The sequence below is a fragment of the Prosthecobacter sp. genome, from assembly GCF_046154365.1.
Taxonomy (GTDB): domain Bacteria; phylum Verrucomicrobiota; class Verrucomicrobiia; order Verrucomicrobiales; family Verrucomicrobiaceae; genus Prosthecobacter.
The window spans coordinates 37,668-62,044 of the sequence record NZ_JBJXFV010000099.1 but is presented as its reverse complement, the minus strand read 5'-3'; the positions used below and the strand labels follow the sequence as shown (position 1 = coordinate 62,044).

General features: G+C 61.6%; 20 protein-coding genes. 16 read left to right on the top strand and 4 right to left on the bottom strand.

The window, feature by feature from the left end; all coding sequences use genetic code 11:
- Positions 1 to 156 precede the first annotated feature (156 nt).
- Positions 157 to 1,170 carry a serine/threonine-protein kinase gene (locus ACKVY0_RS12805; RefSeq protein ID WP_409215215.1) on the top strand — a complete coding sequence of 338 codons (1,014 nt, stop codon included), beginning with the start codon at positions 157 to 159 and terminating at the stop codon, positions 1,168 to 1,170.
- On the opposite strand, the gene ACKVY0_RS12800 is transcribed toward ACKVY0_RS12805, so the two are convergent.
- The 3 genes from ACKVY0_RS12800 to ACKVY0_RS12790 all read right to left on the bottom strand — a co-directional run bounded on the left by ACKVY0_RS12800 (position 1,171) and on the right by ACKVY0_RS12790 (position 5,001).
- On the bottom strand, positions 1,171 to 3,078 hold the full coding sequence (locus tag ACKVY0_RS12800) for a CHASE2 domain-containing protein (RefSeq protein WP_409215214.1): 1,908 nt from the start codon (positions 3,076 to 3,078) through the stop codon (positions 1,171 to 1,173). It abuts the gene before it with no gap.
- Between the two features lie 75 nt (positions 3,079 to 3,153).
- The gene (locus ACKVY0_RS12795) at positions 3,154 to 3,552 is read right to left on the bottom strand and encodes a thioredoxin family protein (RefSeq protein ID WP_409215213.1); all 399 of its coding nucleotides are present in this window, start codon (positions 3,550 to 3,552) and stop codon (positions 3,154 to 3,156) included.
- Positions 3,553 to 3,651: 99 nt separating this feature from the next.
- Positions 3,652 to 5,001: a hypothetical protein gene (locus ACKVY0_RS12790; protein ID WP_409215212.1), complete on the bottom strand. Its 1,350-nt coding sequence runs from the start codon at positions 4,999 to 5,001 to the stop codon at positions 3,652 to 3,654.
- A gap of 89 nt (positions 5,002 to 5,090) precedes the next feature.
- Here ACKVY0_RS12790 and ACKVY0_RS12785 point away from each other — a divergent pair, with 89 nt between their 5' ends.
- From ACKVY0_RS12785 to ACKVY0_RS12735, 11 genes are all read left to right on the top strand, one after another.
- The gene (locus ACKVY0_RS12785; RefSeq protein WP_409215211.1) at positions 5,091 to 5,276 is read left to right on the top strand and encodes a hypothetical protein; all 186 of its coding nucleotides are present in this window, start codon (positions 5,091 to 5,093) and stop codon (positions 5,274 to 5,276) included.
- Positions 5,277 to 5,347: 71 nt separating this feature from the next.
- On the top strand, positions 5,348 to 5,902 hold the full coding sequence (locus ACKVY0_RS12780) for a hypothetical protein (RefSeq protein ID WP_409215210.1): 555 nt from the start codon (positions 5,348 to 5,350) through the stop codon (positions 5,900 to 5,902).
- A gap of 141 nt (positions 5,903 to 6,043) precedes the next feature.
- A complete protein-coding gene (gene tkt / locus ACKVY0_RS12775; RefSeq protein ID WP_409215209.1) occupies positions 6,044 to 8,017 on the top strand; it encodes a transketolase in 1,974 nt (657 codons plus the stop codon).
- A gap of 169 nt (positions 8,018 to 8,186) precedes the next feature.
- Complete coding sequence (locus ACKVY0_RS12770; RefSeq protein WP_409215208.1) at positions 8,187 to 8,789, top strand: hypothetical protein; 603 nt, start codon at positions 8,187 to 8,189, stop codon at positions 8,787 to 8,789.
- 229 nt (positions 8,790 to 9,018) lie between these two features.
- The gene (locus ACKVY0_RS12765; RefSeq protein WP_409215207.1) at positions 9,019 to 9,750 is read left to right on the top strand and encodes an RNA polymerase sigma factor; all 732 of its coding nucleotides are present in this window, start codon (positions 9,019 to 9,021) and stop codon (positions 9,748 to 9,750) included.
- A gap of 61 nt (positions 9,751 to 9,811) precedes the next feature.
- Entirely contained in the window at positions 9,812 to 13,102 is a 3,291-nt protein-coding gene (locus ACKVY0_RS12760) for a serine/threonine-protein kinase (RefSeq protein WP_409215206.1), read from the top strand.
- A gap of 57 nt (positions 13,103 to 13,159) precedes the next feature.
- Positions 13,160 to 13,609 (top strand): hypothetical protein, encoded by a 450-nt coding sequence (locus ACKVY0_RS12755; RefSeq protein WP_409215205.1) that lies wholly within the window; start codon positions 13,160 to 13,162, stop codon positions 13,607 to 13,609.
- On the top strand, positions 13,606 to 13,734 hold the full coding sequence (locus ACKVY0_RS12750; protein WP_409215204.1) for a hypothetical protein: 129 nt from the start codon (positions 13,606 to 13,608) through the stop codon (positions 13,732 to 13,734). Before ACKVY0_RS12755 ends, ACKVY0_RS12750 begins: the two co-directional genes overlap by 4 nt.
- A 122-nt stretch (positions 13,735 to 13,856) precedes the next feature.
- A complete protein-coding gene (locus tag ACKVY0_RS12745) occupies positions 13,857 to 14,276 on the top strand; it encodes a hypothetical protein (RefSeq protein WP_409215203.1) in 420 nt (139 codons plus the stop codon).
- A 79-nt stretch (positions 14,277 to 14,355) separates the two neighbouring features.
- Positions 14,356 to 14,898, top strand: coding sequence for a Uma2 family endonuclease (locus ACKVY0_RS12740; protein ID WP_409215202.1), 543 nt, complete (start codon positions 14,356 to 14,358; stop codon positions 14,896 to 14,898).
- A 17-nt stretch (positions 14,899 to 14,915) separates the two neighbouring features.
- The gene (locus tag ACKVY0_RS12735; protein ID WP_409215201.1) at positions 14,916 to 15,053 is read left to right on the top strand and encodes a hypothetical protein; all 138 of its coding nucleotides are present in this window, start codon (positions 14,916 to 14,918) and stop codon (positions 15,051 to 15,053) included.
- Positions 15,054 to 15,101: 48 nt separating this feature from the next.
- Here ACKVY0_RS12735 and ACKVY0_RS12730 read toward each other — a convergent pair whose 3' ends face one another.
- Positions 15,102 to 16,265 (bottom strand): sialidase family protein, encoded by a 1,164-nt coding sequence (locus tag ACKVY0_RS12730; protein ID WP_409215200.1) that lies wholly within the window; start codon positions 16,263 to 16,265, stop codon positions 15,102 to 15,104.
- 104 nt (positions 16,266 to 16,369) lie between these two features.
- Between ACKVY0_RS12730 and ACKVY0_RS12725 the strand changes: the two genes are divergently transcribed.
- The 4 genes from ACKVY0_RS12725 (at position 16,370) to ACKVY0_RS12710 (ending at position 24,331) form a co-directional block, all read left to right on the top strand.
- A complete protein-coding gene (locus ACKVY0_RS12725; RefSeq protein WP_409215199.1) occupies positions 16,370 to 19,453 on the top strand; it encodes a protein kinase domain-containing protein in 3,084 nt (1,027 codons plus the stop codon).
- A 32-nt stretch (positions 19,454 to 19,485) separates the two neighbouring features.
- Entirely contained in the window at positions 19,486 to 19,803 is a 318-nt protein-coding gene (locus ACKVY0_RS12720; RefSeq protein WP_409215198.1) for a hypothetical protein, read from the top strand.
- Between the two features lie 62 nt (positions 19,804 to 19,865).
- Positions 19,866 to 21,218 carry a PDDEXK nuclease domain-containing protein gene (locus ACKVY0_RS12715; RefSeq protein WP_409215197.1) on the top strand — a complete coding sequence of 451 codons (1,353 nt, stop codon included), beginning with the start codon at positions 19,866 to 19,868 and terminating at the stop codon, positions 21,216 to 21,218.
- Between the two features lie 83 nt (positions 21,219 to 21,301).
- Positions 21,302 to 24,331, top strand: a complete 3,030-nt coding sequence (locus ACKVY0_RS12710; protein WP_409215196.1) for a protein kinase domain-containing protein — start codon at positions 21,302 to 21,304, stop codon at positions 24,329 to 24,331.
- The last annotated feature ends 46 nt before the right edge of the window (positions 24,332 to 24,377 follow it).

Here is a 24,377-nt window from a genome sequence, read left to right as displayed (position 1 = left end):
AGCTCCAGAGGGCTGGCGCACTCCAAGACGCTGCCGCGCTCTCGTGCGGCCTGACGGCATGGTTACGGCCAAGGCCTGTCCCCGGCATGATGCGCTCATGGGAATGTCCGGGTTGTTTTTGACACTGCCAGCGCCATGCGGAACCATGCGGTTCAGATGGCAGCAGAAGAATCATCGCAGCAAGCAGACTTCCAGCCGGCAACCAAGGATCAAGCGCACTCCTCGCTGCCCGGATACGACGATGTCACCGTGAAGGTGAGCATGCCGACGCGTGCGCCTGGGGCCGGCGGTCTCACGCGGTCTGCGGCTGGCTGGCAGCCGCCCTCCACCGAACAACTGCAGATCACGCTGCCGCAGTATGAGGTGCTGCGTCTGCTGGGACGCGGCGGCATGGGCGCGGTTTATCAGGGCCGGCAGATCACCTTGGATCGCTTGGTCGCCATTAAAATCCTGCCGCCGGAGCTGGGCCAGGACGATGTGCAGTTCGTCGAACGCTTCAAAAACGAGGCGCGGGCGATGGCCCGGCTCAATCACCCAGGCATCGTCACCGTGCATGAGTTTGGTGAGGCCGCTGACGGGCTGCTGTACATCGTCATGGAGTATGTCGAGGGGGATGACATAGCCCGGCTGATCGCTGGCAGGAAAATCATTCCGGTCGCAGAGGCGGTGCCGGTGATCATGCAGGTCTGCGAGGCCCTGCATTATGCGCATGAGCGCGGCATTGTGCATCGTGACATCAAGCCTTCCAACATCATGATCGGTGTCGATGGTGTGGCGAAAGTGGCTGACTTTGGCCTGGCCAAGGTGCGCCATGCGGAGCAGAGCCAGTTCACCAGTTCGGGCACCATGCTGGGCACGCTGCACTTCATGGCACCGGAGACGTTTGTGGTCGGCACGGTCCTGGACCGCCGCGCAGACGTGTATGCGCTGGGAGTGATGTTGTATCAGATGCTGACGGGCAGGCTGCCGCAGGGTTTGTTTGAAATGCCGTCAGAGCAGGTGGCCGGGATTGATCCCAGGTATGATGTCATTGTTGCCAAAGCCTTGCGGGAAGATCGCGCCTTGCGTTATCAGAGCGCTGCTGAATTGCGGCTGGAGCTGTCCAACGTCCTGACCCTGGCAGCACCGGAAGTCGAAGAGCAGAGCGGTGGCGTCGGCTGGTATCTCTGATCAATCTTTCGCCACGAGGACTTCAAAAATCGGCATCGGCTTGGCACCGCCTTTCATGTCAAGCTGGCTGCATGGTGCCGTCTCCACGCGGCCATTGATCTGTGCCTGAGTTTTGGCGGAAATCCACACCTTGCCTGCCGGGGTCACGCTTTGGATGCGTGCCGTCAGATGCACGCCCGGTCCGACGACGGTGTAGTGCATGTAAGTGCTGGAGCCAAAATTGCCCACGGTCACAAAGGAGGTGTGAATGCCCATGCCTACTTGCAGCGGTGCATTGCCGCGAGCCTCCCAGGTGCGATTCAAATTCTGCATCGCCGCCTGCATGTCCAGCGCCATCCGCACGGCCCGCAGCGCGTGATCTTCCTGCGCCACGGGAGCGCTGAAGAACACCATGATGCAGTCGCCGATGAATTTATCGAGCGTGGCACCGTGGCGCTCAATGATGGGCGTCATGGCGGCAAAATACTCATTCAGACGCGTGGCGACTTCGTCCGGCTCCGCACGCTCGGTCCAGGCGGTGAAGCCGCGGATGTCGGAGAAGAAAATGGTGAGTTCACGCCGCTCGGTGGTGGTGACGGCGGTTGGTTCGGTATGCACCAGCCGCTCCAGCACCGGCCGGGCGATGTAACGGCCGAGCACGCTGACGACACGCGAGCGGTCCTGCTTCATGGCCGCCGCCTCAAGGCCGAGCAGTGCAAGCGTGGCCACGCTGAAGGTGGCAAACACGGGAACGACGGGCAGGATGACGTTCGCATTCGCAGCGGAGACCGCCAAGGCACTCCAAGCCGCGATCATCACGAAAAAAGCAACAATCCCCAGCCAAGCACGCGTGGGCCACATGCCGAGTCCGAGCAAAGTTCCCGCCAGCACCACCAGCAGTGCCTGCTGCCATTTCGCAAGAAAGCGCAGATGATTTCCCGTGAGGATGTTGCTCACCACCGTGGCTTGCACGGCTACTCCAGGCACGCGACCGATGGAGGTGCTGGCCACATCCGTGTTTCCAGTGCTGACGACGCCGACGAGCACGATGCGATCCTTCAACGCGGCCTCCACCTGAGCGCCCATCTCTTTGGAGTCCACCGCCTGGTGAAGATCGATGTATTCAAAAGCAGGAATGAAAACGTCCAGATCACCCAGGTAATTGATGCGGTACTGGCCGTGCTCATCAATGGGAATGGTCAGCGTGCCACGCGGTGTGTTGACCAGAGTGATTGCCACCCCAGGCACGATGCTGATGTCATCCTCGGGAACCAGGCCGAGCGCGTCGATCAGCGTCTGCATGGCCAGGCTGGGATAAAACCGGCCCTGATGTTCAAAAAACAGCGGCACACGGCGGATGACACCATCCGCATCCGGCACGGCGTTCACCGCACCATAGCTCACTGGCAGCTTCGTGAACGGAGCCACCGGCATGCGGCCATGCACCCACCGCAGGCCTTTTACTTGCAGGCCATGGCGGCTGGCATTCGTGACGAAATGCGTGCGGTCCTCCACCTGCGGCGCAGGCGTTGCGGCATCCGCCTGCTCAAAGTGATAGGCCAGGGTGGCGTGCTTCAGCTCCTCGATGTCGTGTTTCAGCAGCGCATCCTGCCCTGCGTCCGGCGATGGCTCGGTAAACACCACATCGAAGGTCGTATGCTTCACGCCAACGGCGTTGAGAATCCTCAACATAATGCCATGAACCGACCGCGGAAACGGCCAGCGCCCGAACGCCTCATTGTCACGGTCGCCAATGCCCACCAGCCGCACCTCATCCGAAACGGCCTGAGGTTTCCGCAAACGTAGCCGATAATCGACCGTCAGATCCTCCAGCGAATCTAGCGCTCCGCTCCAGGCCAGCGCGGCAAACACCACGCCGATGCAGCCGCCAAGGATGGCGCGTGTCTTGAGGAAGAGCAGTCCTTTCATGCGGGAGTAAGCCACGATACGCGTGACCGGCACAAGGTCGCAAGGCGGTAAATCAACGCAGTTGCGTTTTGTGGTTCACAGTCCCAGCAACTGCCGCATGCGTTCCTTCGGAATGCCGCCCACCTCACGTCCGGTCTCACGGCCAGATTTGAAGGCGATGAAGGTGGGAATGCCGCGCACGCCGTGCTCGCGGGAGAGCGTGGGGTCTTCATCCACATTGATGCGGATCACAATCGCCTTGCCCTTCAATTCATTCGCGAGTTCCTCGACCATTGGCCCGACGACTTTGCATGGGCCGCACCAGTCGGCATAAAACTCGACCAGCACCGGCACTTTGGCCGTGCGCACGGCGGAGATGGAGGTGGCGCTGCCTGTGCCGCCGCCGGAAACCGGACGCAGCATGTCGAACGCAATCCAGCCCATGAGGAGCATGAAGGCACCCGCAATCCAGAGGCCGATGTTTCCTTTGTTCATTCAGTACCATCTTGCCACGGCTTCGTTCTGGCAAGCTCCGAGTAGATTCGATTGGCAATCGAATCCGCGCGTCCCAAAGGCTTCGAGTGCCACTCGAAGCTACGTCAAAACGATCTCCGAGACTCCCTTCGACATCTTGAAGCAGACCAGCGTGGCATCCTTTTCACGACACCATGTGCCGGGCTTCAGTTTGAGGCGTGAATCGACTTCGGTGAGTCCTTCAGGCGCACCTTGGCGCACTGGCAGCGAAAGCGTGAACTCCTCGCACGCAAACGGTGCTTTGAGTGTCACCAGACTCTTCGCAGCATCGAATTCAATGCGTGTGAGCTCCTTCGCCGCCCAGTAGCGTGAGATCTCGCTGAGTTTCATCCAGTGCAGGTGATCAAACGTGGCGTGCAGGCGCTTCACGACCTCGCGGAAGATTTCAAAGCCGATTTCGAGGCCGTTCCAATAGATGCCGGTCCAGTGGCAGACGATGATCGCAGGTTCGCCGCGCTGGATGACCTCGACCATGCGGCCGGACTTGCCATCAGCCGTGATGAAGGCATCCGCACCGGTCGGCATGATGCAATTCCAGCCGCCGGTCCAATCACCCGTGCAGCCGATGATGTGAACGACACAGCGCGGATCATCGGAGTCGAGTCCGCTCGCGTTTTGCACGAGAGGAGCCACGCTTTGCTCGCCCTTGTCATACAGATCGCGGAAGTAATGCGGGATCTCCGCTTTGAAGACACTGCGACACGACTCAAACGTCGCCTGCGCGAGCTGCGGCCGCGCTTTGCTGCCAAATCCACCGGGTGTGGTCACACCTTCGCACGGCAGGCCGATGTTTTTCAGAATCGTGAGCGCATAGCTCATGTAGTCGGCGATCTCGTCGGCGGAACGCCCATTGCACCAGTCCCAGTTCTCCATGAAGCGCGGACTGATCTCGGGATACGGGTGCCCGGTCTTCGTGTCGATGATGCGCGTGTGCGTGACCATCTCGGGATGGATGTCCCAGTTCGGCGTCATGCGCTCGCGCACGAGCTTGACACTGTTTTGAAGGTCACGCTGGCTCCAGCCAGGGATTTCGCGATCAAGCCGACCCACACACGCCGGAAACGGCACGATGCTGTATTTGCCCTTCACGCCATTCTCATCCGCCCAATCGGCGAATTTGCGCACGAAGCTGTCGGGAATCTCATCCGGCCAGCTTTGCCACGGATAGTGGTCATATTTGCCGGGCTGAACCGTCGCGAACTGCGGGATGGCAAACTTGTTGAGGTTCACGAGGCAGGTCGAATCGTCGATGATGATGCTCACCGGCACCCGGCCACGCGGATTGATCACTTTCACGGCAGCGTCTTGCTGCGGACGATCGCCAGAGACTTGGCCAAGCAATTGAGAGCCGAGAGTGAGGGCGGATGCTTCGAGGAAGCGGCGGCGGGAAAGATGATTCAGCGCATGCATGGGCCTGATACGTCTTGTCCGGCCAGAATCGTGGCTGGTGCGTACGAAATCAGTCTTGAGCTTCAAAGATGCGTGTTTATCCTCCGACCATGCCCGCAAAAACCACCCGCAAAAAAACGCGTCGCACGCGCAAGCCGCCAACAGCCATCATTGACGGCATTGAGATTCAGCTCGTCCAGCGGATTCATGGGAAGCATAAGCAGCCCATCAGCGTGCTGCGCAAGATAGTGGACATGGCGATCGCGCATCGCAAGGCACTCGAATCGAAAACATGAGGCCCACGACTCCAGGGGCCTATGAGCGGTATGTTTTTATCAACTGCCCGTTCGATGCGGAATATCTGCCAATGTTCCGCATCCTTGTCTTTGTGATTCAAGCCTGTGGCTATGAGGTGCGTTGCGCCCTGGAATCTCAGGATGCTGGCGAGGTCCGCATGTCGAAGATTCTGCGCCTAATCAAAGAATGCCAGTTTGGCATCCATGACATATCCCGCACCGCGCTCGATCCCGAGAACGGCCTGCCGCGCTTCAACATGCCGTTGGAGCTTGGCCTGTTTCTCGGCGCAGCATACTTTGGAAACCCGGTACAGCGTCAGAAGCATACGCTGGTGCTCGACTCGGAGCGCTTCCGCTATCAGAAATTCATCTCCGACATCGCCGGGCAGGACATCAAACCTCACGGGAATGACCCTGGCCGTGTGGTCTATGCCGTGCGCGATTGGCTGAACGTCTTTGCCAAGGACACGCTGCTGCCCGGTGGAAAGACACTTCTGAGACTCTACAAACGGTTCACCGCTGATGTGCCTCAGATGATCCATAAACTCAACTTCCACGAGGCTGACATCTCCTTCGCCGACTGGCTCTGGCTGGTGCGTGACTGGCTGCAAAAGGCCACCCGTTGACCAAGATCGGGCGATGGCCGATCCAGCCCACTTTTCGGCCTTGAATCCCCCCCTTGTGCCAGTAAAGAACGCTCCCCCTGCGCCTGGCCGCCTCCGGTGCGTTTTCCCAACTCCTAGCCCTACGCTCTCAGCTCTTTGCTCATGAACAAACCCCTCCTCGCCCAAGCCGCCAACGAAGCCCGTGGTCTCGCCATGGACGCCGTCCACAAGTGCAACTCCGGTCACCTCGGACTTCCCCTCGGTGCGGCGGAAATCGGTGCCGTGCTCTTCGGTCAGGCCCTCCGTTGTGATCCTGCCGATCCGAAATGGCTCAACCGCGACCGTTTCATCCTCAGCGCCGGTCACGGCTCGATGTTCATCTACTCCTGGCTGCATTTGAGCGGCTACGCGGTGTCGATTGATGACGTGTCCAAGTTCCGCGTGCTGCATTCCATCACGCCGGGCCATCCCGAGTTCCATGAAACACCGGGCGTCGAGTCCACCACTGGCCCGCTCGGTCAGGGCGTCGGCAATGCGGTCGGTTATGCGCTCTCCGGCAAAATGGCCGCCGCGAAGTACAACACCGCCGCGCACACGATCATCGACAACCATGTCATCGCTCTCGCTGGTGACGGCTGCTTGCAGGAAGGCGTGGCGCGTGAGGCCGTCTCGTTTGCCGCACACAACGGCCTAGACAATCTGATCCTCATTTACGATTCCAACGATGTGACGCTCGATGCGATGGCGAAGATCACGCAGAGCGAAGACGCGCAGGCGATGTTTACCGCCATCGGCTGGGATGCCGTGACCATCGACGGTCACGACCTCGACGCCATCCTCGGAGCCATCGAAACCGCCAAGCAGAGCGACAACGGTAAGCCGAAGATCATCATCGCCAAGACCATCATCGGCAAAGGCATCCCGGAAGTCGCCGGCACCGCCAAAGGCCACGGCGAAGGCGGCGCAAAGTTCGTCGATGCCGCCAAGAAGGGGCTTGGTCTGCCTGAAGGCACGCATTTCTATGTGAGCGATGCGGTGAAGGCCTACTTCGCCGATTTGAAGGCCCAGCGTGCCGCCGCGCATGCCGAATGGACCCAAACATTCACCGCCTGGAGTGCTGCGAATCCCGAACTCGCCAAACAACTCGACGCCGCACGCAACGGCACCATTCAGGCCGAGGACCTGCTCAAAGTCGTGCCGGAATATCCTGCCGAAGGCAAAGCGGCCACGCGCAACAGCGGCGGCGAAATTTTGAATCACATCGCCAAGGCCGTCCCGCATCTCGTGACCGGCAGCGCCGACCTGTTTGGCTCCACCAAGAACTATCTCACCGGCCTTGGCGACTTCAGCGCCACGAACAACACCGGCCGCAACATCTGGTTCGGCATCCGCGAACACGCGATGGGCGCAATCTGCAACGGCCTCGCTTACGACGGCCTGTTCCTCGCCAGCGGCGCCACCTTCCTCGTCTTCGCCGATTACTGCCGCCCGAGCATCCGCCTCGCCGCACTGGCGAAACTGCCCGTGACTTATATCTTCACGCACGACTCCGTTGGTGTCGGTGAAGACGGCCCGACGCATCAGCCCGTCGAAACCGTCAGCGGCCTGCGTGTCATTCCAAATCTCGACGTCATTCGCCCCGGCGATGCCGAAGAAGCCGCCGCTGCCTTTGCCGCCGCCTTCAGCCGCAACGACGGCCCGACGCTGCTCGCCTTGAGCCGCCAGGATCTGCCGCATCAGGGCATCGCCAGCGCCGCCACGCGTCGCGACGGCACGCTCAAAGGTGGTTATATCCTCGTGAAGGAAACCGCGCCGCTGGAAGCCATCGTCATCGCCACCGGTTCCGAAGTCCAACACGCGGTCGAAGGTGCCAAAGGCAAGCCCGGCGTCCGCGTCGTCAGCCTGCCATGCTTCGAACGCTTTGATCGCCAAGACGCCGCCTATCGCGAATCCGTCCTGCCAGCGGCCTGCACCAAGCGCATCGCCATCGAAGCCGGTGTTTCCGGCCTCTGGTGGAAATACGTCGGCACGCAGGGTCAGATCATCGGCATTGACCGCTTCGGCATCAGCGCCCCCGGCAACACCGTCTTCAAAGAACTCGGCATCACCGCCGATGCGGTGGCGAAGGCGCTATAAAGTAACCGTCAGCGCTCCGCGTGACGAGCGGAGCGCTTTCGCCCTTTAATGTTGGGCGTTCGAGTTTCGGTGACGTGGAGTGCGAACGGGAGCCGTGTGCGCACCACGCGGAGCGATGATGGCTATTTTTCTTGGCGTCAAATCACGGCGCTTGTGGCAGAATCCGGGCATGAAAATCATTTTTTGCCTGCTGGGGCTGCTGATCCCGTGTCTGGTGAGCGCCCAGACCAAGGACATGAGCAAGACCGACATCCTTACCTTCACCAGTGGTGCTTCCGTGCTCGCTGAGCAGCGCCGCGTCGGCCAGCACGCGGATGATTTCCAAAAAGCCTTCCCGGCGGCGAAGATCGACCCGCAGACGATGATTGCCGTGACAACGACGGCGGAGCATCGCATCGACGGCCAGCCGCTGCTGTGGTTCGCCGCCGACAAGACGCAGGCGGTGCTGGATGAGCGTTGTTTTAGCGATCTGACGATGGTGAACGTCACCACCCTGGCCGAAGGGGGCAAGATCACGCTGGGTAAGCTCAATGAACCGGGCCGCAAGCTCGCGCCACGAGCCGTCGCGTGGTTTTTGATGCAGAGCGGCGTCATCCAGACCTTTGTGCATCTCGAAGCGACAGTGCATCTGGACAGCGAGAAGAGCGAGCCTTCGCGCTATGAGGCGATCTTTTCCGGCAAGCACCTCTACTACACGGATGAACGCCACGAATCGGCCTTCCGCTTCCGGTTTGTCATCGAGGATGACGGCACCCTGCGGGTCGAGTCTTGAGCCTAGAAACCTCAGTTGATAGTGGCTGGTTGATAGTTGATGGCCTGCTGCGAAGCCGCGAAGCGAACACCAACCGTTGGCAAACGGCCCAGCTATTCACCCAGCAGGTGACTACCGCTTCCACACGCAAGACCTTCAGTGTCAGGCCATCAACCATCAACTGCCGCATCAACTGCCGCCTTTAGGTTGAGTATTGCGCTTCCGAAGGCCGCGTGATAGAACCGCAGCCATGCACGACTCCATCGCTCCCGGCGCACGCGAGTTTCACACCACGCGCTGGAGCCTGGTGCTGGCGGCACAGCATGAGAAAGACGGCACGCATGCGCGGCAGGCGATGTCGGCGCTGTGCCGCGACTACTGGTATCCGCTGTATGCCTTCGTCCGCCGGCGCGGTCATTCGCCACATGATGCACAGGATCTGACGCAGGCGTTTTTCACCGATCTGCTGGAGCGCAATCCCACGCAGGCCGATCCCTCGCGTGGGAAATTTCGCTCGTATCTGCTGGGCGCGTTGAAGCACTTCCTTGCCAATGAATGGAACCGCCAGCAGACGCAAAAGCGCGGCGGTGGACAGAAGCTCGTCGAGTGGGACGCGCTGGATGCCGAATCGCGCTACGCACTGGAACCGTCAGAGCAAACCGACGCCGACGCGCTCTATGACAAGCGCTGGGCGATGGAACTGCTCGACCGAGCCATGAAACGGCTGCGCGCCGAGTTTGCGGCGAAAAAAGACGAGGCGACTTTCGATGCGCTCAAAGGCACACTCAGCGGTGCGGAGTCATCGCGCGAGGAACTGGCGAAAAAGCTCGGCATGACCGAGGGCGCGCTCAAAGTGGCCGTGCATCGCCTGCGGCAGCGCTACCGCGAGGTCTTGCGGGCCGAGATCGCGGAGACGGTCGATGCGCCCGGCGATGTCGAGGACGAGATGCGGCATCTGGTGGCGGTGTTGCGAGCCGTGTGAAGTTTCCTGTAACCAGCGCTTAAATTTCTTTCAGGAAGGAGTGACCACGACCAAACAGACCATGAATACGCCCAACACCTGCCCCAAATGCGGTTCCTCACTGCCCACCGATGCGCCTGAAGGCCTTTGTCCCGCCTGCCTGATGCAGGGCGGCTTCGCGACGGATGCCACCATCCGCATGACGCCCTCGCAGAAGCCGACGCCGTCGCAGCCAGTTCCCACGCCCTTGCCGGAGGAACTCGCGCCGTTGTTTCCGCAGCTTGAGATCATCGAGCTGCTCGGTCGCGGCGGCATGGGGGCGGTTTACAAGGCGCGGCAGCCGAAGCTGAACCGCTTCGTGGCGCTGAAGATCATCTCTGCCGAAGCCGGCGCTGATCCGCAGTTCGCCGAGCGTTTCCAACGCGAAGCGCAGGCGCTCGCGAAGCTGAATCATCCCAACATCGTCAGCGTGTTCGATTTCGGCGAGAGCGAGGGCCTGTTCTACTTCCTCATGGAGTTCGTCGATGGCGCGAACCTGCGCACGCTCATCCGCAGCGGCGAGATGAAACCCGAGGCAGCGCTGGCGCTCATCCCCGCATTCTGCGACGCGCTGCAATACGCGCACGACGAGGGCGTGGTGCATCGCGACATCAAGCCGGAGAACGTGCTCGTGGACAAAAAGGGCCGCATCAAGATTGCCGACTTCGGCCTCGCGAAACTGCTCGGCCACGACGCGCCGGGCGACACGCTCACGCGCACCGGCATGCATCTCGGCACGCCGCGCTACATGGCCCCGGAGCAGGTGGACAAGCCGGACACGGTGGATCATCGCGCCGACATCTACAGTCTCGGTGTCGTGTTTTATGAAATGCTCACCGGCGAGATCCCGATGGGCCGCTTCGCGCCGCCGTCGCAGAAGGTGCAAGTCGATATCCGCTTCGATGAGATCGTGCTGCACGCGATGGAGCGCGACGTGGAACTCCGCTACCAGCATGTGAGCGAGGTGAAGACAGCGGTGGAGAAGGTGACGAGCAGGCCGCAGGCAGCGCCGGTTACTTCCTCCATGTCACCGGTGCAACTGCTGGTGCCCATAGATCCCCCCGAGCAGCGCCTCAGCCTTCACGCGCTGTGGGGCGCAACGTTGGCCGTGCCTGGGATCGCTACTTGGTGCATGTTGTTGCGCACGATCGTCATTGATACCAGCAGCGAGGGCGCGTGGATGGCAGGTGGCGGAAAATGGGAAACCGGCCAGGTGGCGACGTTCCCCGGTGGCGCACCTTTGTTCGCCGTGATGATCGTCGTGGGCCTCGGTGCTTTGTGCGCCTCCACATTCCTCGGACGCACCGCCATCGCGCAGATCAAAGGGTCCGGCGGAAAAATCTACGGTCTGCCGCTGGCCACCTTCGCGCGCATGCTCATCCCACTGCTAGTTATTGGCACCGTCGCGCTCGCGCTGACGCACATCCTTCAGATTGTGCTCTGGACCATCACCCACACGGGCTACAGCTACCAGGGCGGCGTGCGCACGAACGTCATCGCGCCGAGTCCGGCCAACCGCCCCATCATGACCTTCATTTGTTTCGATTTGATCGTCGCGCTCACCGCGTGCTTCTTCGCCGGTCGCTCCGCGTGGCGCAAGATCGTCGGCAGGCCGCCTTCCTCACCGAAGGCGGAGGTGGACGTCGGTGTAAAAATCCGGCACGCGGCCATCGGCCTGCTGCTCGCAGGCATCTTGGATGCCTTTGCCGGTCTTGTCTGGATCGGAGGAAGTGTCAGTGCGCTCGTGGAAGCGATGGAGCATGGAGCGCCGCTCGGCTGGCTGGTGGTGAAGCTGCTGCTCAGCCTGGGCAGCATTGCGGTCGTGTATTACACCATCGGCAGCGCCTTGTTCCTGCTGCATCGCAATGACGACGGCAACATCACCTTCCCGCTCGTGATGGCCGCCCTCTCGCCGCCCGGTTGCATCTTCGGCCTGCCAGCGGCGATTTACGCGCTGGTGCTGCTGAGCAAGCCGGAGGTGAAGGCGCTGTTTCCGCAGGCAAAGCCGGAAGCGAAGACAGCGGCGGAACCAGAAAAAATCTTCCGCCGGGAGGCGTGGTGGTTCGGTCGTTCGCAGGGGGCACAGAAGGTCATGAGGATCCTGCTCGGCGTGGTCTTTGTGCTTTCGCTGCTCTGCTTTTTCTCTTTCCGCATGCAGACCACGACCACGGCGGATCACAGCGGGGTGGTGCGCAATCTGCGGGATGTCACCGTCGGGCTGGGTGATCCTTGGCTGTATCTCCTGCATCACAAGACCGGCACTCGTGGCGGCACGGAGTCGGGCATGAACTTCCTGGCCGGTTCCGCGCTCTTTGGCCTCGCCGCGCTGTTTGCAGGCACCGCGCTGACTCGGCTCACACGCGAACAGAAGCGCCGCCGCACGCTCGCTGACCCATCTGCCGACACGCCGCAGCAGAAGTTCTTCTTGAATGCCGTGGCAGGCGCTGTGCTGTTCATTGCAGGCATCGGCAGCATGATCGTGTTTCAGGTGCGCATCGATCTCGGTCCGCGCTGGGCAGACGCAAAGCAGGTGCATCCCGACTTCACGCGGCCCGGCAGCATGAGCCTCGCCATAAAAAAGGCCATCGCCGACGAGCTGAAGCTCACGCCGGAGCAGTTGGAGAAGGTCAATGCAGCGCTGAATCGCGCCCAGTTCGACTTCCTCAAGCTGGAAAACGACCACAGCATCTTCCGCAGCATGCGCGGCCGTCTGGTGAAGGAGATCAAGCCGTTCCCGGATCGCAGCTTTGACCTCGCCCAGCGTCTGGCGAAGGAACTGCGCGACATCGCAGGCAAGGACATCATCGACACACCTGTGCGCGGCGAGGTGTGGAAGCTGGGCTTGTTCGGCCATGCCGGTGAATTCAACGTGCGCGCCGAAATCTGGCAGGAGAACGGCCAATTCCACGTCGAGGATGTGTGGGAGCGCGATGGCGAAAAGATAACCGGCAAATCCGGCGAAGGCTTCGATATGCTGCGCGCCATCAGCGGCGGCACCTACGTCCTCGATTGGGAGGCGGAGAGGGACATCCTGCACGAACCGCGCCCGGACGATGCAACCACCGGCTTCACCAAAGGCTGGGACACCATGCAGGTCTTCATCGACCTTGTGCGGCTGGACGAGCTTTCGCAAATGCTCGCCCTCGATCCCAAAACCGTGCGCGCCACCGCCAGTCCACGTGCCGCGCTCATTACGCAGGCCGGCACCAATCTCGGGCGTGCCCTGGCCGAAACACAACTCAAGCTGCACGGCATCCTGTTTGCGAAGGACGCAACGCCGGAGGCGCTCTTGAAGAAGCTGGAGCAACTGTTGGGCGCACCACCCGCGCCGTGAGTTTTGCGGTAACCCGCCGTTCTGCATCTGTCAGGAAACCAGTGAACTCATCAAACCATGAACCCATCAGACCACCCTCAATCTCAGAAACGCTACCCCAAGTGGATGCCGATCGCGGTGCTCGCCGTCTTCATCGTCGGCGTCTTCGCCATCAAGATGATCCTCCCGCCGCAGTGGCATGCGCTGCTCGAATTGAAGAACACGGGGACGAAAGCCGTGACCATCGTCTTCAAAGACCACAGCACCGTGACGAAGCCCGGCGGGACCTGGAAGGGCGAGTTCCGCGCTGGCGAGATCATCACCATCAGCGGAAGCGATCCGTCGGCGAACACCTGGCACAATCTTCAAATGCCTGCGAAAAATCCGAAGCCGTGGACGCCGAGTTACTCGACTGTCCAGCACTGGACCGCTGAGGTAAACGCGGACGATCCGGCCAGCATCCGCGTCGAAAATCGTCGCTACACGGAAGTGACGATGCCGCCTTCACCGTGGGAGCCGTGGCCGTGAACCAGCAAGCACCAACGCCGCCCAACATTGGCAGTACGTCTGTCAAAGGCGGCTGTCTGCTCGGTGCCATCGGCTTCATTGTCGGCTTCGTCGGCCCGATCATCTTTGCACCCGACTCGCCTTAAGGCCCCATGCTCGGCATCTTCTTCACTGGTCCGGGTGGCTTCGTGCTCGGGCTGCTTATCGGCGCGATCATTGGTTTCGTGCGTTCACGCCAGAAGTGATTCATCCTTCACACCCATCCACCATGGCCAAACCCAACGCGCTGACACGAAGCAAGCTCTGGCAATGGCTGGTGCGTGGCGAGGACGGCACCGTGATGTCCTTCCTGCTGCTCATTCTCGGCATCGCCCTCGGGGCCGTGGCCATGATCGCGATGCTGGGCATCGCGCTGACGGCGAGGGCGTCTTCGAATGTGCTGCCGATGATCGCCTTCATCATCCTCGGCAGCCCGGTGATCTGGGGCTTCATCGTGGGAGCCATTCAGCCGCGTCAGGCCTTGCTGTGGAGCGCCAGCTTTTCATTGCCCATGCTCGTCTGGGGGCTGTTCTGCCTACTATTCGTGTTGTTTGAAGGCCCGGGCTTGCTGATTTGGCTGTTGGCGGCCTTTGCTATGGCGGCGCTTTGCATTTTGGGTTCTTTGCTCGCGTGTCGCCTTCGTCGATGACAGCACATGTGCGGCAGCGCTGCTGCGGCCAGACGACCTTTCTCTTGCCCGACTGGCCTGAAAACGTATCCTCCTCGTCGTGGCAGCCCTGCTTGCAATACCGCACATCAAAGACACGAGAGCGTTTCACCTGAAGCGCTGGGCGGAAGTTTATGCTGATCCAGAGTTGCACCGGTATCCAGGCCGCGTCGAAACCAACCGCTTCGGACACATTCTTATGATGCCACCACCTGGCTTCCCGCACTCGTCGCGCCAGTCTGAAATCATGTTTCAGCTCAGAACACAGCTGCCCGGAGGCCGCTCGCTGACCGAATGCGCGGTGCTCACGACCGACGGCGTCAAAGGTGTTGATGTGGCGTGGATTTCCGCAGGCAGAATCAAGCGTGGACTGAAGGGCGAGGTGCTCACCATCGCGCCGGAGATCTGCGTGGAGGTCATCTCCCCAAAGAACACGCGGCAGGAGCTGGAAACCAAGCGCGACCTCTATTTTGAAGCCGGCGCGGATGAAGTCTGGTTCTGCGACAAGCAAGGCGCGCTGCATTTCTTCCTCAAAGACAGCGCGGACACCGAAGTGAAAGCTTCTGGCCTCTGCCCTTCAATGCCCAAGCGGATCAAGGCGTAACTGGAGGACTGTGAGTGATGCAGAGCCGTGTCATCATCTATGTCAACGCCGGCTCCGGCAAGACCACGATGGTCCGCAGTCTCGGCCTGGCGCGTCTCCGCGCGATCATCGTGGCGCATCGCGGGGCAAAACGTGAGTATGAACGGCGGCCATGAAACAACGCACGCTCATCACTCACTCCCCAGGTTGCTGCCCCGATTTTGTCAGGGCTTCGGCGCGCGCACGCGGAGATGCGCAAGGTAGATGTTCGCCGGGTTGAACGCCGCGCCCTTGGTCGTCGGATACTCGTGCGAAGAGTAATAGCAGAGCAACACTTCCTCCCCCGGACCGTCGGCGAAACTTTGATACGCGTTGTCGCCGCCGCTCGGGATGATCCACGGATTCTCCAGACCGTTTTCCGTGACCGTCCACACTTTGCAGACGGCGGGGTAGCCGTCGGGTCGCGGCTCGCGCACGTCGCGTGCGGCGAGGAGGATCGCGCCGCCTTTCGTCATGTGCAGCGCCGGGCCGCCGAAGTTGTTCACGCCGGTGGCATAGGCCTTCCACGGGCCGTTTGGCTCCGATCCGAAGACGATGACGCCGTCCTTCGACGTGCGGATGGCGGAGACGAGCGTGCCGTCCGTCGTCCACGTCACATCGGCCTCGTGACCAAAACCGGTGCCGGGGCCGCCCTTGGCCATCGCGCGCGTCGGCCCTTCGCCGTAAGTGTGCATGGCCTTGAATTTCACCCCGTCCTCGGAGCGGTAGAGGATCAGGCCGAAGGGACCAGGGCCGTCCTCTTTGATGCCGCAACGCGCGAGGCTGTAGAACGCGCCGTCCGGTCCCTTGCGAATCCGAAAGAGCCAGCGGCGGTTTGATTTCAAGACCAGTCCGCTGCCTGGCGTGGGCTCGACGAACTCGGCTTCCAACTCGCGCGGCTCGCTCCACGTCACGCCGTCGGCGGACTGCGAATAAAAATCCTCCTTCGAGTGGAACACGACCTGCACCTTGCCGCCGTTGTCGAACACGAGCGGGTCGCGGCAGTCGTGGTCACGCGTCCATTCGGCCACCTTTTCCCACTTTTTCAGATCAGTGGCCTTGGCGCGGATGACGACGATCTTCGACGACGGTGCCTGATGCGAATCGGAGTTGCGGAACGTGACGTAGTAGAAATCGCCGACGCGCGCGATGCCAGGAAAGCCATTGTGCCGCCCATCGGACCAGATGTTCTGCGAATAGTAGAAGGAGACCATCGGCCGTGGCAGGGGCTTCACCTCAAGCGAGAGGTCCGGCGTGGCTGCGGCGTGGAGTGGGAGCGCGCGGCTGGCACCAGTGACGATGGCGGTGTGCAACGCGGTGCTGAGGATGCGGCGTCGGGAGGTTTTCATGGGATGACACGGAGAATGGGTTGCCGCTGGCCGCTCGGCAATAAAAAATGTAACCTGGGCCGCGCCGTCTTTCAGGAAGTCAGTGAACCCACCAACTGCTGACCATGAACACATCAAACTCCTGCCCGAAATGCGGCGCTCCGCTCCCCACCGATGCGCCTGAAGCTCTCTGCCCCGCCTGCTTGATGAGCGGGGCGATTCCATCGGACTCGGAGGCGACGATGAAGCTTACGGGCGCAAATGTCATCGCGAAGGGCGCGGCGTTGCCTTCGATGTTTCCGTTCGAGTTCGGCGGCTATCGTGTGCTGTCGCTGCTCGGTCGCGGCGGCATGGGCGCGGTGTATGAGGCGGAGCAGCGTGAGTCGGGAAGACGTGTGGCGCTGAAGGTGCTGGGGCATGATCTTGACTCCGAGGACATGCGGAAGCGCTTTCTGCGCGAGGGACGGTTGGCGGCGGCGGTGGCGCATCCGAACAGCATTTACATCTTCGGCACGGAGGAGATCGAAGGCTCGCCGGTCATCGTGATGGAGATCGCGGGTGGTGGCACACTGAAGGATGAATTGAAACGACGCGGCCCGCTGCCGGTGAAGGAGGCGGTGGATGCGATGCTGCAAATCATCGCCGGACTCGAGGCCGCGCACGCGGGCGGAGTTCTGCATCGCGATGTGAAGCCGGCGAACTGCTTCCTCGCGCCCGATGGCACGGCGAAGGTCGGCGATTTCGGCCTGTCCGTGTCCACGCTGGCGCGGCAGGACTCACAACTCACTGCCAGCGGCATGATGCTCGGCACGCCGTCCTTCGCGCCGCCGGAGCAGCTTCGCGGCGATGATCTCGACGTGCGCGCCGACATTTATTCCGTCGGCGCGACGCTTCACACGCTGCTCACCGGTAAAGCCCCGTTTGAAGGCACCAACGCGGTGCAGGTCGTCGCGGCGGTGCTCGACAAAATGCCCGCGCCGGTGACTGAACATCGAAAAGAGGTGCCTGCCGCGCTCGCCGAGGTCATCACGCGCTGCATGGCGAAGAAGCGCGAGATGCGTTTCGTGGATTACGCGGGGCTTCGTGATGCGCTGCTGCCGTTCAGCTCGCAGGTGCCGGAGCCTGCGCCGCTGGGACTGCGTTTTTTCGCCGGGTTCATTGATGAGACGCTCCTCGTGCTGCCGGAGATCGTTTTGGGGTTCTTCATCAGTTATGATCTGATGGACAAGTTCCTGGTGGATCGCACGCTGATGTCGTTTCTGCCGTGGGCGGGCATGCTGATGCTGTATGGGGCCTACTATGTGGTGTGCGAGGGTATCTGGGGCGCGGGTCTGGGGAAGGCACTGTGCGGGCTGCGGGTGATCGGGCCAGATCGTGCGGCACCGGGATTGCGGCGCGCCTGTGTGCGTATCGCGTGCGTGATGCTGGTAACAGAAACCGCCACCATCTTCGCGCTCCTCACGATGACTGGCGCGGAGTATGATCGCCGGCTGGTCTCGGATGACGGCGAGTTTCTCTGGTTCGCGCTCTTTGCCGGCTGTTTTCTTGCCTCCTGGGTCGCGTCGTTTCTCACGATGCGCCGCCGCAACGGCTTCGCTGCCGTGCATGATCTCGTGAGCGGGACGCGCGTGGTGCGGAAAGCAAAAACGACGGCGCGTCCGCGACTGGAGATCAGCGAAGCCAAGGACGAAGCACCTGCGAAGGGCGAGCGCATCGGCCCCTTCATCGTGATCAAGCCGCTCAGCGAAAACCTGTCGCTCGCGCACGATCCTGCGCTGCGGCGGCGGGTGTGGATCGTTCGTGGCACGGGCTTTCAGCCTGTGAACGAGGCGCGGCGCGATGTGGCGCGTCCTGGTCGCCTGCGCTGGCTCGGTGGCACGGCGGAATGGGATGCCTTCGAAGCTCCGGGTGGCCAAGCGCTGCTCGCGTTTGAAAAAGCCTCGCAACCATGGGCTGTCGTCCGGTGGTGGCTCGCTGATCTCGCGGATGAGATCGCGGCGGCGGAGAAGGATGGCACGCTGCCAAAGCGGTTTGATCTCGATCAAGTTTGGATCAACAGCGCGGGCCGGGCGGTGCTGCTGGATAACAAAGAGCGGCGATTGGAAACCGCCGGCACTTGCCAGGCCGCGCAATTGTTGCTCGATGCCGTGACGCAGCACGCGCTCGATCCGAAGACCGTGCCACTGCATTCGCGCGATGTTTTGCAGAAGCTCGCCACCGGCGTCTTTGACCGCATGAGCTTTCTCGCGGGCAATCTGCAATCGCTGCTCGGTAAATCCGCCGTCATCTCCGTTCGTCGGCGCGCGGCCTCGCTGCTGCTGGTTCCTGCGGTACTGGCGTCCATATTTGCGTTGCTGTGGTTCTCGATTCAGTTTGATACGAAGGGCAAGGATGATCAATGGCGCGCACGCCATCCTGAGCTGCCGCCGCTCTCCGCCGTGCTGCGGCTGCGCGCGGCATCCGATCCTGAAGAGGGACCGTTCTTCGCATGGAGGTCCAACTGGGGCGCGCATAACGCGACGGGCATCCACATTGCGGCGCATTATCTCGACAAGCTCGGCGCGGCGGTGGCTGATGAACCGGTGGCGGAACCGGACAAATCGGCCGCAGCAGCAGACCTGCCTCTCGATAAAGACGAGCGTGTCGCGATCGCGGTGATCTTCAGCAAGCATGTGCTGGCTGACTTTTACCCATTGATCTCACCCGAGTTTCGAGTGTTGAGTGATCCGGCGACCATCAAAAGTCTCTCCAAGCCGCTCACTCCTGAGATGATCGCCAGCGCCGATGCCACGCTGCACACCGAACTCCCGAAGTTCCTCATCGAAGAGGGCCGCCGTCCGTGGATCAATGGATTCCAGGTGCTGCGGAACATCCTCGCCGTCATCGCCATCACGCAGTTCTTCTCTCTCCTCATCTTCGGCGTCACCTTGGGCCAAAAAGTTTTCGGTTTCGCCATGGTGAACAAAAAGGGCGAGATCGCCGGACGCCTGCGGATGCTGGGGCGCTGGTGCATCGCGTGGATTCCGTTCATCCTGCTGTTTGCAAGGCTGGAGGTCGCCGCCTTTGCTCACAAAGACCAGGGAACGGCGGACATCGTCAAATGCACCGCTTACGGCCTCGTCTGGGTCTTGTGCATCATCGCCGCCATCCTCCGTCCCGCGCAAGGCTTCCACGATGAGCAGGCGAAGACTTGGCTGGTGCCGAGGTGATCACATTGAGCCGCAATCCACCCCGCAACCTCATGAAACCGCCCTTGTCCTGCCCCGCCTGTCAAAGCACCAACACGGAAGTCGCGCCTGAGCAGCCGAAGACCACGTTTTTCTCCTTCCGCGTGGTGCTTGAGCACCGCTGCGCCGACTGCGGCCACCCGTGGGAGCCACACGCGCCGTGGTGGTTGCTGATCACCGGAGTGCTGGCGGGCCTCGCAGTGCTGGCGCTGGGCATCGTGCTGTTTTCAGATAGGAAAAGCTATTTCGTTGCCACGGTCGCCTCGCTCGCAGGTTGCATCGCCCTGCGCGGTTCCATCGTCAGGATGGTGCGGAAGTGGCAGCAGCGCTGACAGGACTTGAACAAGCCGCGCTCAACATCGAATCAATCGCAGAGGCCGACCTCTGCAATGCCATGAAAAAGCCCGCCGCCAAATCCTCCAAGCGTCCGACAACCGCAAAGAAGCCCGCTGCGCTAAAGCTTGCCGCCGGGCTGAATTTCACATCGCTCGTGGACGCCATCAGGCATGTTCACGCGGAGAGCGCCGCCGCCGTGAACCGCACGGTGAACACCACGCTGACGCTGCGGAACTGGGTGATCGGGGCCTACATCCATCACTACGAGCTGAACGGCTCCGACCGGGCGAGGTATGGGGATGGATTGCTGGATGTGCTGGCAGACAAGCTCGATGAAACAAATGTCCCCAATGCAGGAAGGCGGCAGTTGTATCTTTACCTGACGCTTTACCGCACCTACCCGCAGATTGTGCGGACAGCGTCCGCACAATCTTTTCTGACCCTCCCCGGACTGCAACACGCCCCGCCTGAAATTGTGCGGACAGTGTCCGCACAATTGCGCCCAGCGCTCCCAGAGTCCAGGCGGGCGGCAAAAGTTCGGACACTGACCGAACAATCTCCCACCGTGAGGATTCGGCGGTCAGCAACCGCCAAATCCGCCGGGGAAACGATTGGCGAGGCAGCTTCGCAATGGCTGACAACGATTCGGGAGACAGCGCCTCCCGGATTCGCGACAGACGGGCGCTTGTTGATTGAGCGACTGTCCTTCTCCCATCTCGAACAACTCATCTCCATCGAGGAACCCTTGAAGCGCGCCTTCTACGAGATCGAGTGCATCCGCGGCAACTGGTCGGTCCGCGATCTCAAGCGGCAGATCGGCTCGCTGTATTTCGAGCGGTCGGGATTGTCGAAGGACAAGGAAAAACTCTCGCGCATGGTAAATGAAGGCATCGAGGCGGCGGAACCGAAGCTGGCGATCCGTGATCCTTACATCTTCGAGTTCCTGGGCCTGCGGGCGAAGGACGCGGTGGCGGAGAGCGATCTGGAGGCGGCCTTGATCGAGCATTTGCGCGAGTTCCTGCTGGAGCTGGGCCACGGCTTCTGCCTGGAGGCGCAGCAGAAGAGTATCGTGATCGGGAAGACGCGCGGGTTTGTCGATCTCGTCTTCTATCACCGCATTCTGAAGTGCCATGTGCTGGTGGATCTGAAGATCGAGCCGTTCACGCATGAGAACCTCGGCCAGCTCAACACCTATGTGACGTGGTATCGCGAGCACATAATGGCGCCGGGTGACAATCCGCCTATCGGCCTGTTGCTCTGCACGAACAAAGACCACGCATTAGTGCGCTACGCTACGGCGAGCGTGGACAACAAGCTCTTCGTCTCGAAATACGCCGTGGAACTGCCGTCGCAGAAGGAGCTGGAGAAATTCCTGCACGCGAAACACCTGGAGATGCTGGGCAAAAGTTAAGGCGGATTTTCGAGGTGAGTTTTTTCTGTAACCTGCCCGCCTCTCTCTTTCAGGAACTCATGGAAACCAAATCCAACCAAGCCATGAACACTCCAAACCAATGTCCCCAATGCGGCGCTGCCCTTCCCAAAGACGCGCCTGAATCCCTCTGCCCGGCCTGTCTGATGTCCGGCGCGCTGCCTTCACAATCCAATCCCGACATGACGATGCTTGTCGAGAAACCGAAGCCGCGCGTGCTGCCGACCATCGGCGAAATGTTTGGCAGCTACCGCATTGAGCGCGAACTCGGACGCGGTGGCATGGGTGCGGTGTATGCGGCGGAGCAGTTGGAAAGCGGACGACGGGTGGCGCTGAAGGTGTTGAGCCATCAGCTTGATTCAGCGGACGCGCGGGCGCGATTCCTGCGCGAGGGACGGCTGGCGGCTTCGATCAACCATCCGAACAGCGTCTATGTCTTCGGCACGGAGGAGATTGAGGGCACGCCGGTCATCGCGATGGAACTCATCGCGGGCGGCACGTTGCAGGATCGCATTCAGCACGGTGGAGCGCTGCCGGTGGGCGTGGCGGTGGATGCGGCGCTGCAAATCATCGCGGGACTCGAAGCGGCGCAGGCCATCGGCATCCTGCATCGCGACATCAAACCGGCGAACTGCTTCACCGACCTCGACGGCAGCGTGAAGGTGGGCGACTTCGGCCTGAGCATCTCCACCGCCGGGCGTGGGGAGTCGCATCTCACGCTTGATGGCACTTTCCTCGGCACGCCCGCGTTTTGCTCGCCAGAGCAGTTGCGCGGCGATGAGCTGAACGTGCGCTCGGACATGTATTCGGTGGGCGTGACGCTGTTCTACCTGCTCACCGGGCGCACGCCGTTCGAGGGCAAGAACATGGTGCAGCTTCTGGCGAACGCACTGGAGAAGACCGCACCGTCACCCACGCAGTTTCGCGCGGAGGTGCCAGACTCGCTGTCGCGTGTGGTGCTGCGTTGTTTGGAAAAACTTCCGGCATCGCGTTTCGCCAGCTACGAAGAATTGCGCCGCGCGTTGCTGCCCTTCAGCTCCACCGCGCCGACACCGGCGACGCTTGGTCTGCGCTTCGTCGCGATGGCTGTGGATACGATTTTGATCGCGGTGCTGAACTGGACGGTGATGGGTCTCTACTACGGAGATTTCATCACCGATCCGACGCCCTTCCAAAGCGCCGAGTGGCTCTGGATTTCCCTCGGACTATTCGGGCTGCAGCTCTGCTACTGGGGCATGCTCGAAGGTGTGTGGGGAGCTTCCGTGGGCAAGGTGCTCGTGGGCCTGCGGGTGGCGCGGCTGAACCGCAGCGCGCCGGGCATCCCGCGCGCAATGGCGCGACGCTTCATCCTGAGCTGGACGACGCTGGCCAGCTATGTGGTATTCAGCGGCTCTTACTTCAAGACTTACGATGCGATGTCGCATGAGACGCAGATGCAGTCGTTCGGTTTCATCGCGTTCGGCGCGGCCTATGTGCTGTGCATGTTTGTGACCGCGCGGCGCAAGAACGGCTTCGCCGCTGTGCATGATCTGCTCACCGGCACGCGTGTGATCCAGAAGTCCGCGTATCAGCCGCGCACCGTCGTCACTCAGACCGAGGCCGTGGTGGCGCCCACGGAGGCGATGCCAAAGCTCGGCCCGTATCACTTGCTCTCGACGCTTTCGACGAGCGACAGGGAAACGATTTCTCTCGGCTACGACACGCGACTGCTGCGCAAGGTTTGGATCCGCCAATGCAGTACCGGCGAACCGCCGTTGCCACAGGCTTTGCGCAATCTCGCACGGCCCGCCCGCCTGCGCTGGCTCCAGGGCGAGCGCAACGCGGGCGAGACGTGGGACGCGTATGAAGCCGTGGGCGGCGCTCCGCTGGTGAACCTGCTGCATGAGCGCCAGCCGTGGGACATCGTGCGCCATTGGCTGCATGACCTCTCGTCTGAACTCGATGTCGCGGCGAAAGACGGCACCCTGCCGGATGCGCCAAGTCTCGACCGCCTATGGATCACTACGGATGGCAGAGTGAAGCTGTTGAACTTCACCGCACCGGGCGCTGAAGCAACGTCACCAGCGACTGCGGGCAACATCTTCCTCAATCAAGTCGCCAAGTCTGCCTTGGAGGGCCGCATCGTGAGCGCGCAGGAAGCGGAGTTCATCGTCGAGGCACCTCTGGCACTCGGTGCCCGTGCGGTTCTGCGCGACCTCGCCACGCCGTTAGCAGTGCAGGATTTCACGGCAAGGCTCAAGCCGCTGCTGCAAACGCCGCCTTGCGTCTCGTGGTGGAAGCGGCTCGTCACCGTGCTGGCCTGTGCCGCTCCGGCGCTGGGGATCGGTGCGTTCATGCTCCTGGGCGCGATGCTCGTGGGGAATTGGCGAACAACGCAGCCGGAACTCATGCCGATGATGACGACACTGGCGATGCACCAGCAGATGGAAACTGGCGGGCACATGACCGACAAGACCTTGGGTTACCCGCTTGCCGAAGGCAAAACCGCGCTGGAGATCGTCATCGCCGGTCGCTATGGACAACTCGTCCGTGATCCAAAACGATGGTCCTCCGGAACCTACAAGCTGATGATCGAGCCGGAACAGCGCGCCGAAGTCGAGCGCATCGTCGCGGCGCATCCGCAAGTGAGTGATGAGGAGTTGCAGCAGGCCGAGGCCAAGCTGAAGCCGCTGCTCGGCGCAGTGGACAACGAAACTGCCGATGGCAAGAAGCTGCCCGACGCAGCCAAGATCATGCGGACGCTCGGCCACATCCTGGTCAACTGGCTGCTGGTCGCGATCGCGGGCGTGAGCCTGGTGTGCGCGCTCGTCTTCCGCTGTGGGCCGCTGTTCCGCGTCCTCGGCATCGCGGTCGTCACGCGCGACGGCGCGGAGGCTTCGCGGCCGCGAATGCTGGGCCGCGCCTGCATCGCGTGGTCGCCGGTTTTGATCAGTGCGCTGATGATCCAGCTCGCCAATCCCGACATCTTCGAAGCCTCACTGCCGCAATACGCGGCGCAGGCCGCGCTGATCGTCATCCTCGTCATCGCCTCGCTCGCGCTGCGGCAGCGCGGCTTGCAGGACAGGCTCGCGGGGACGTGGCTGGTGCCTGGGTGATTGAACAGACTGGACGTTTGTCCAGGAACCTGCTGGGATGTGTGGC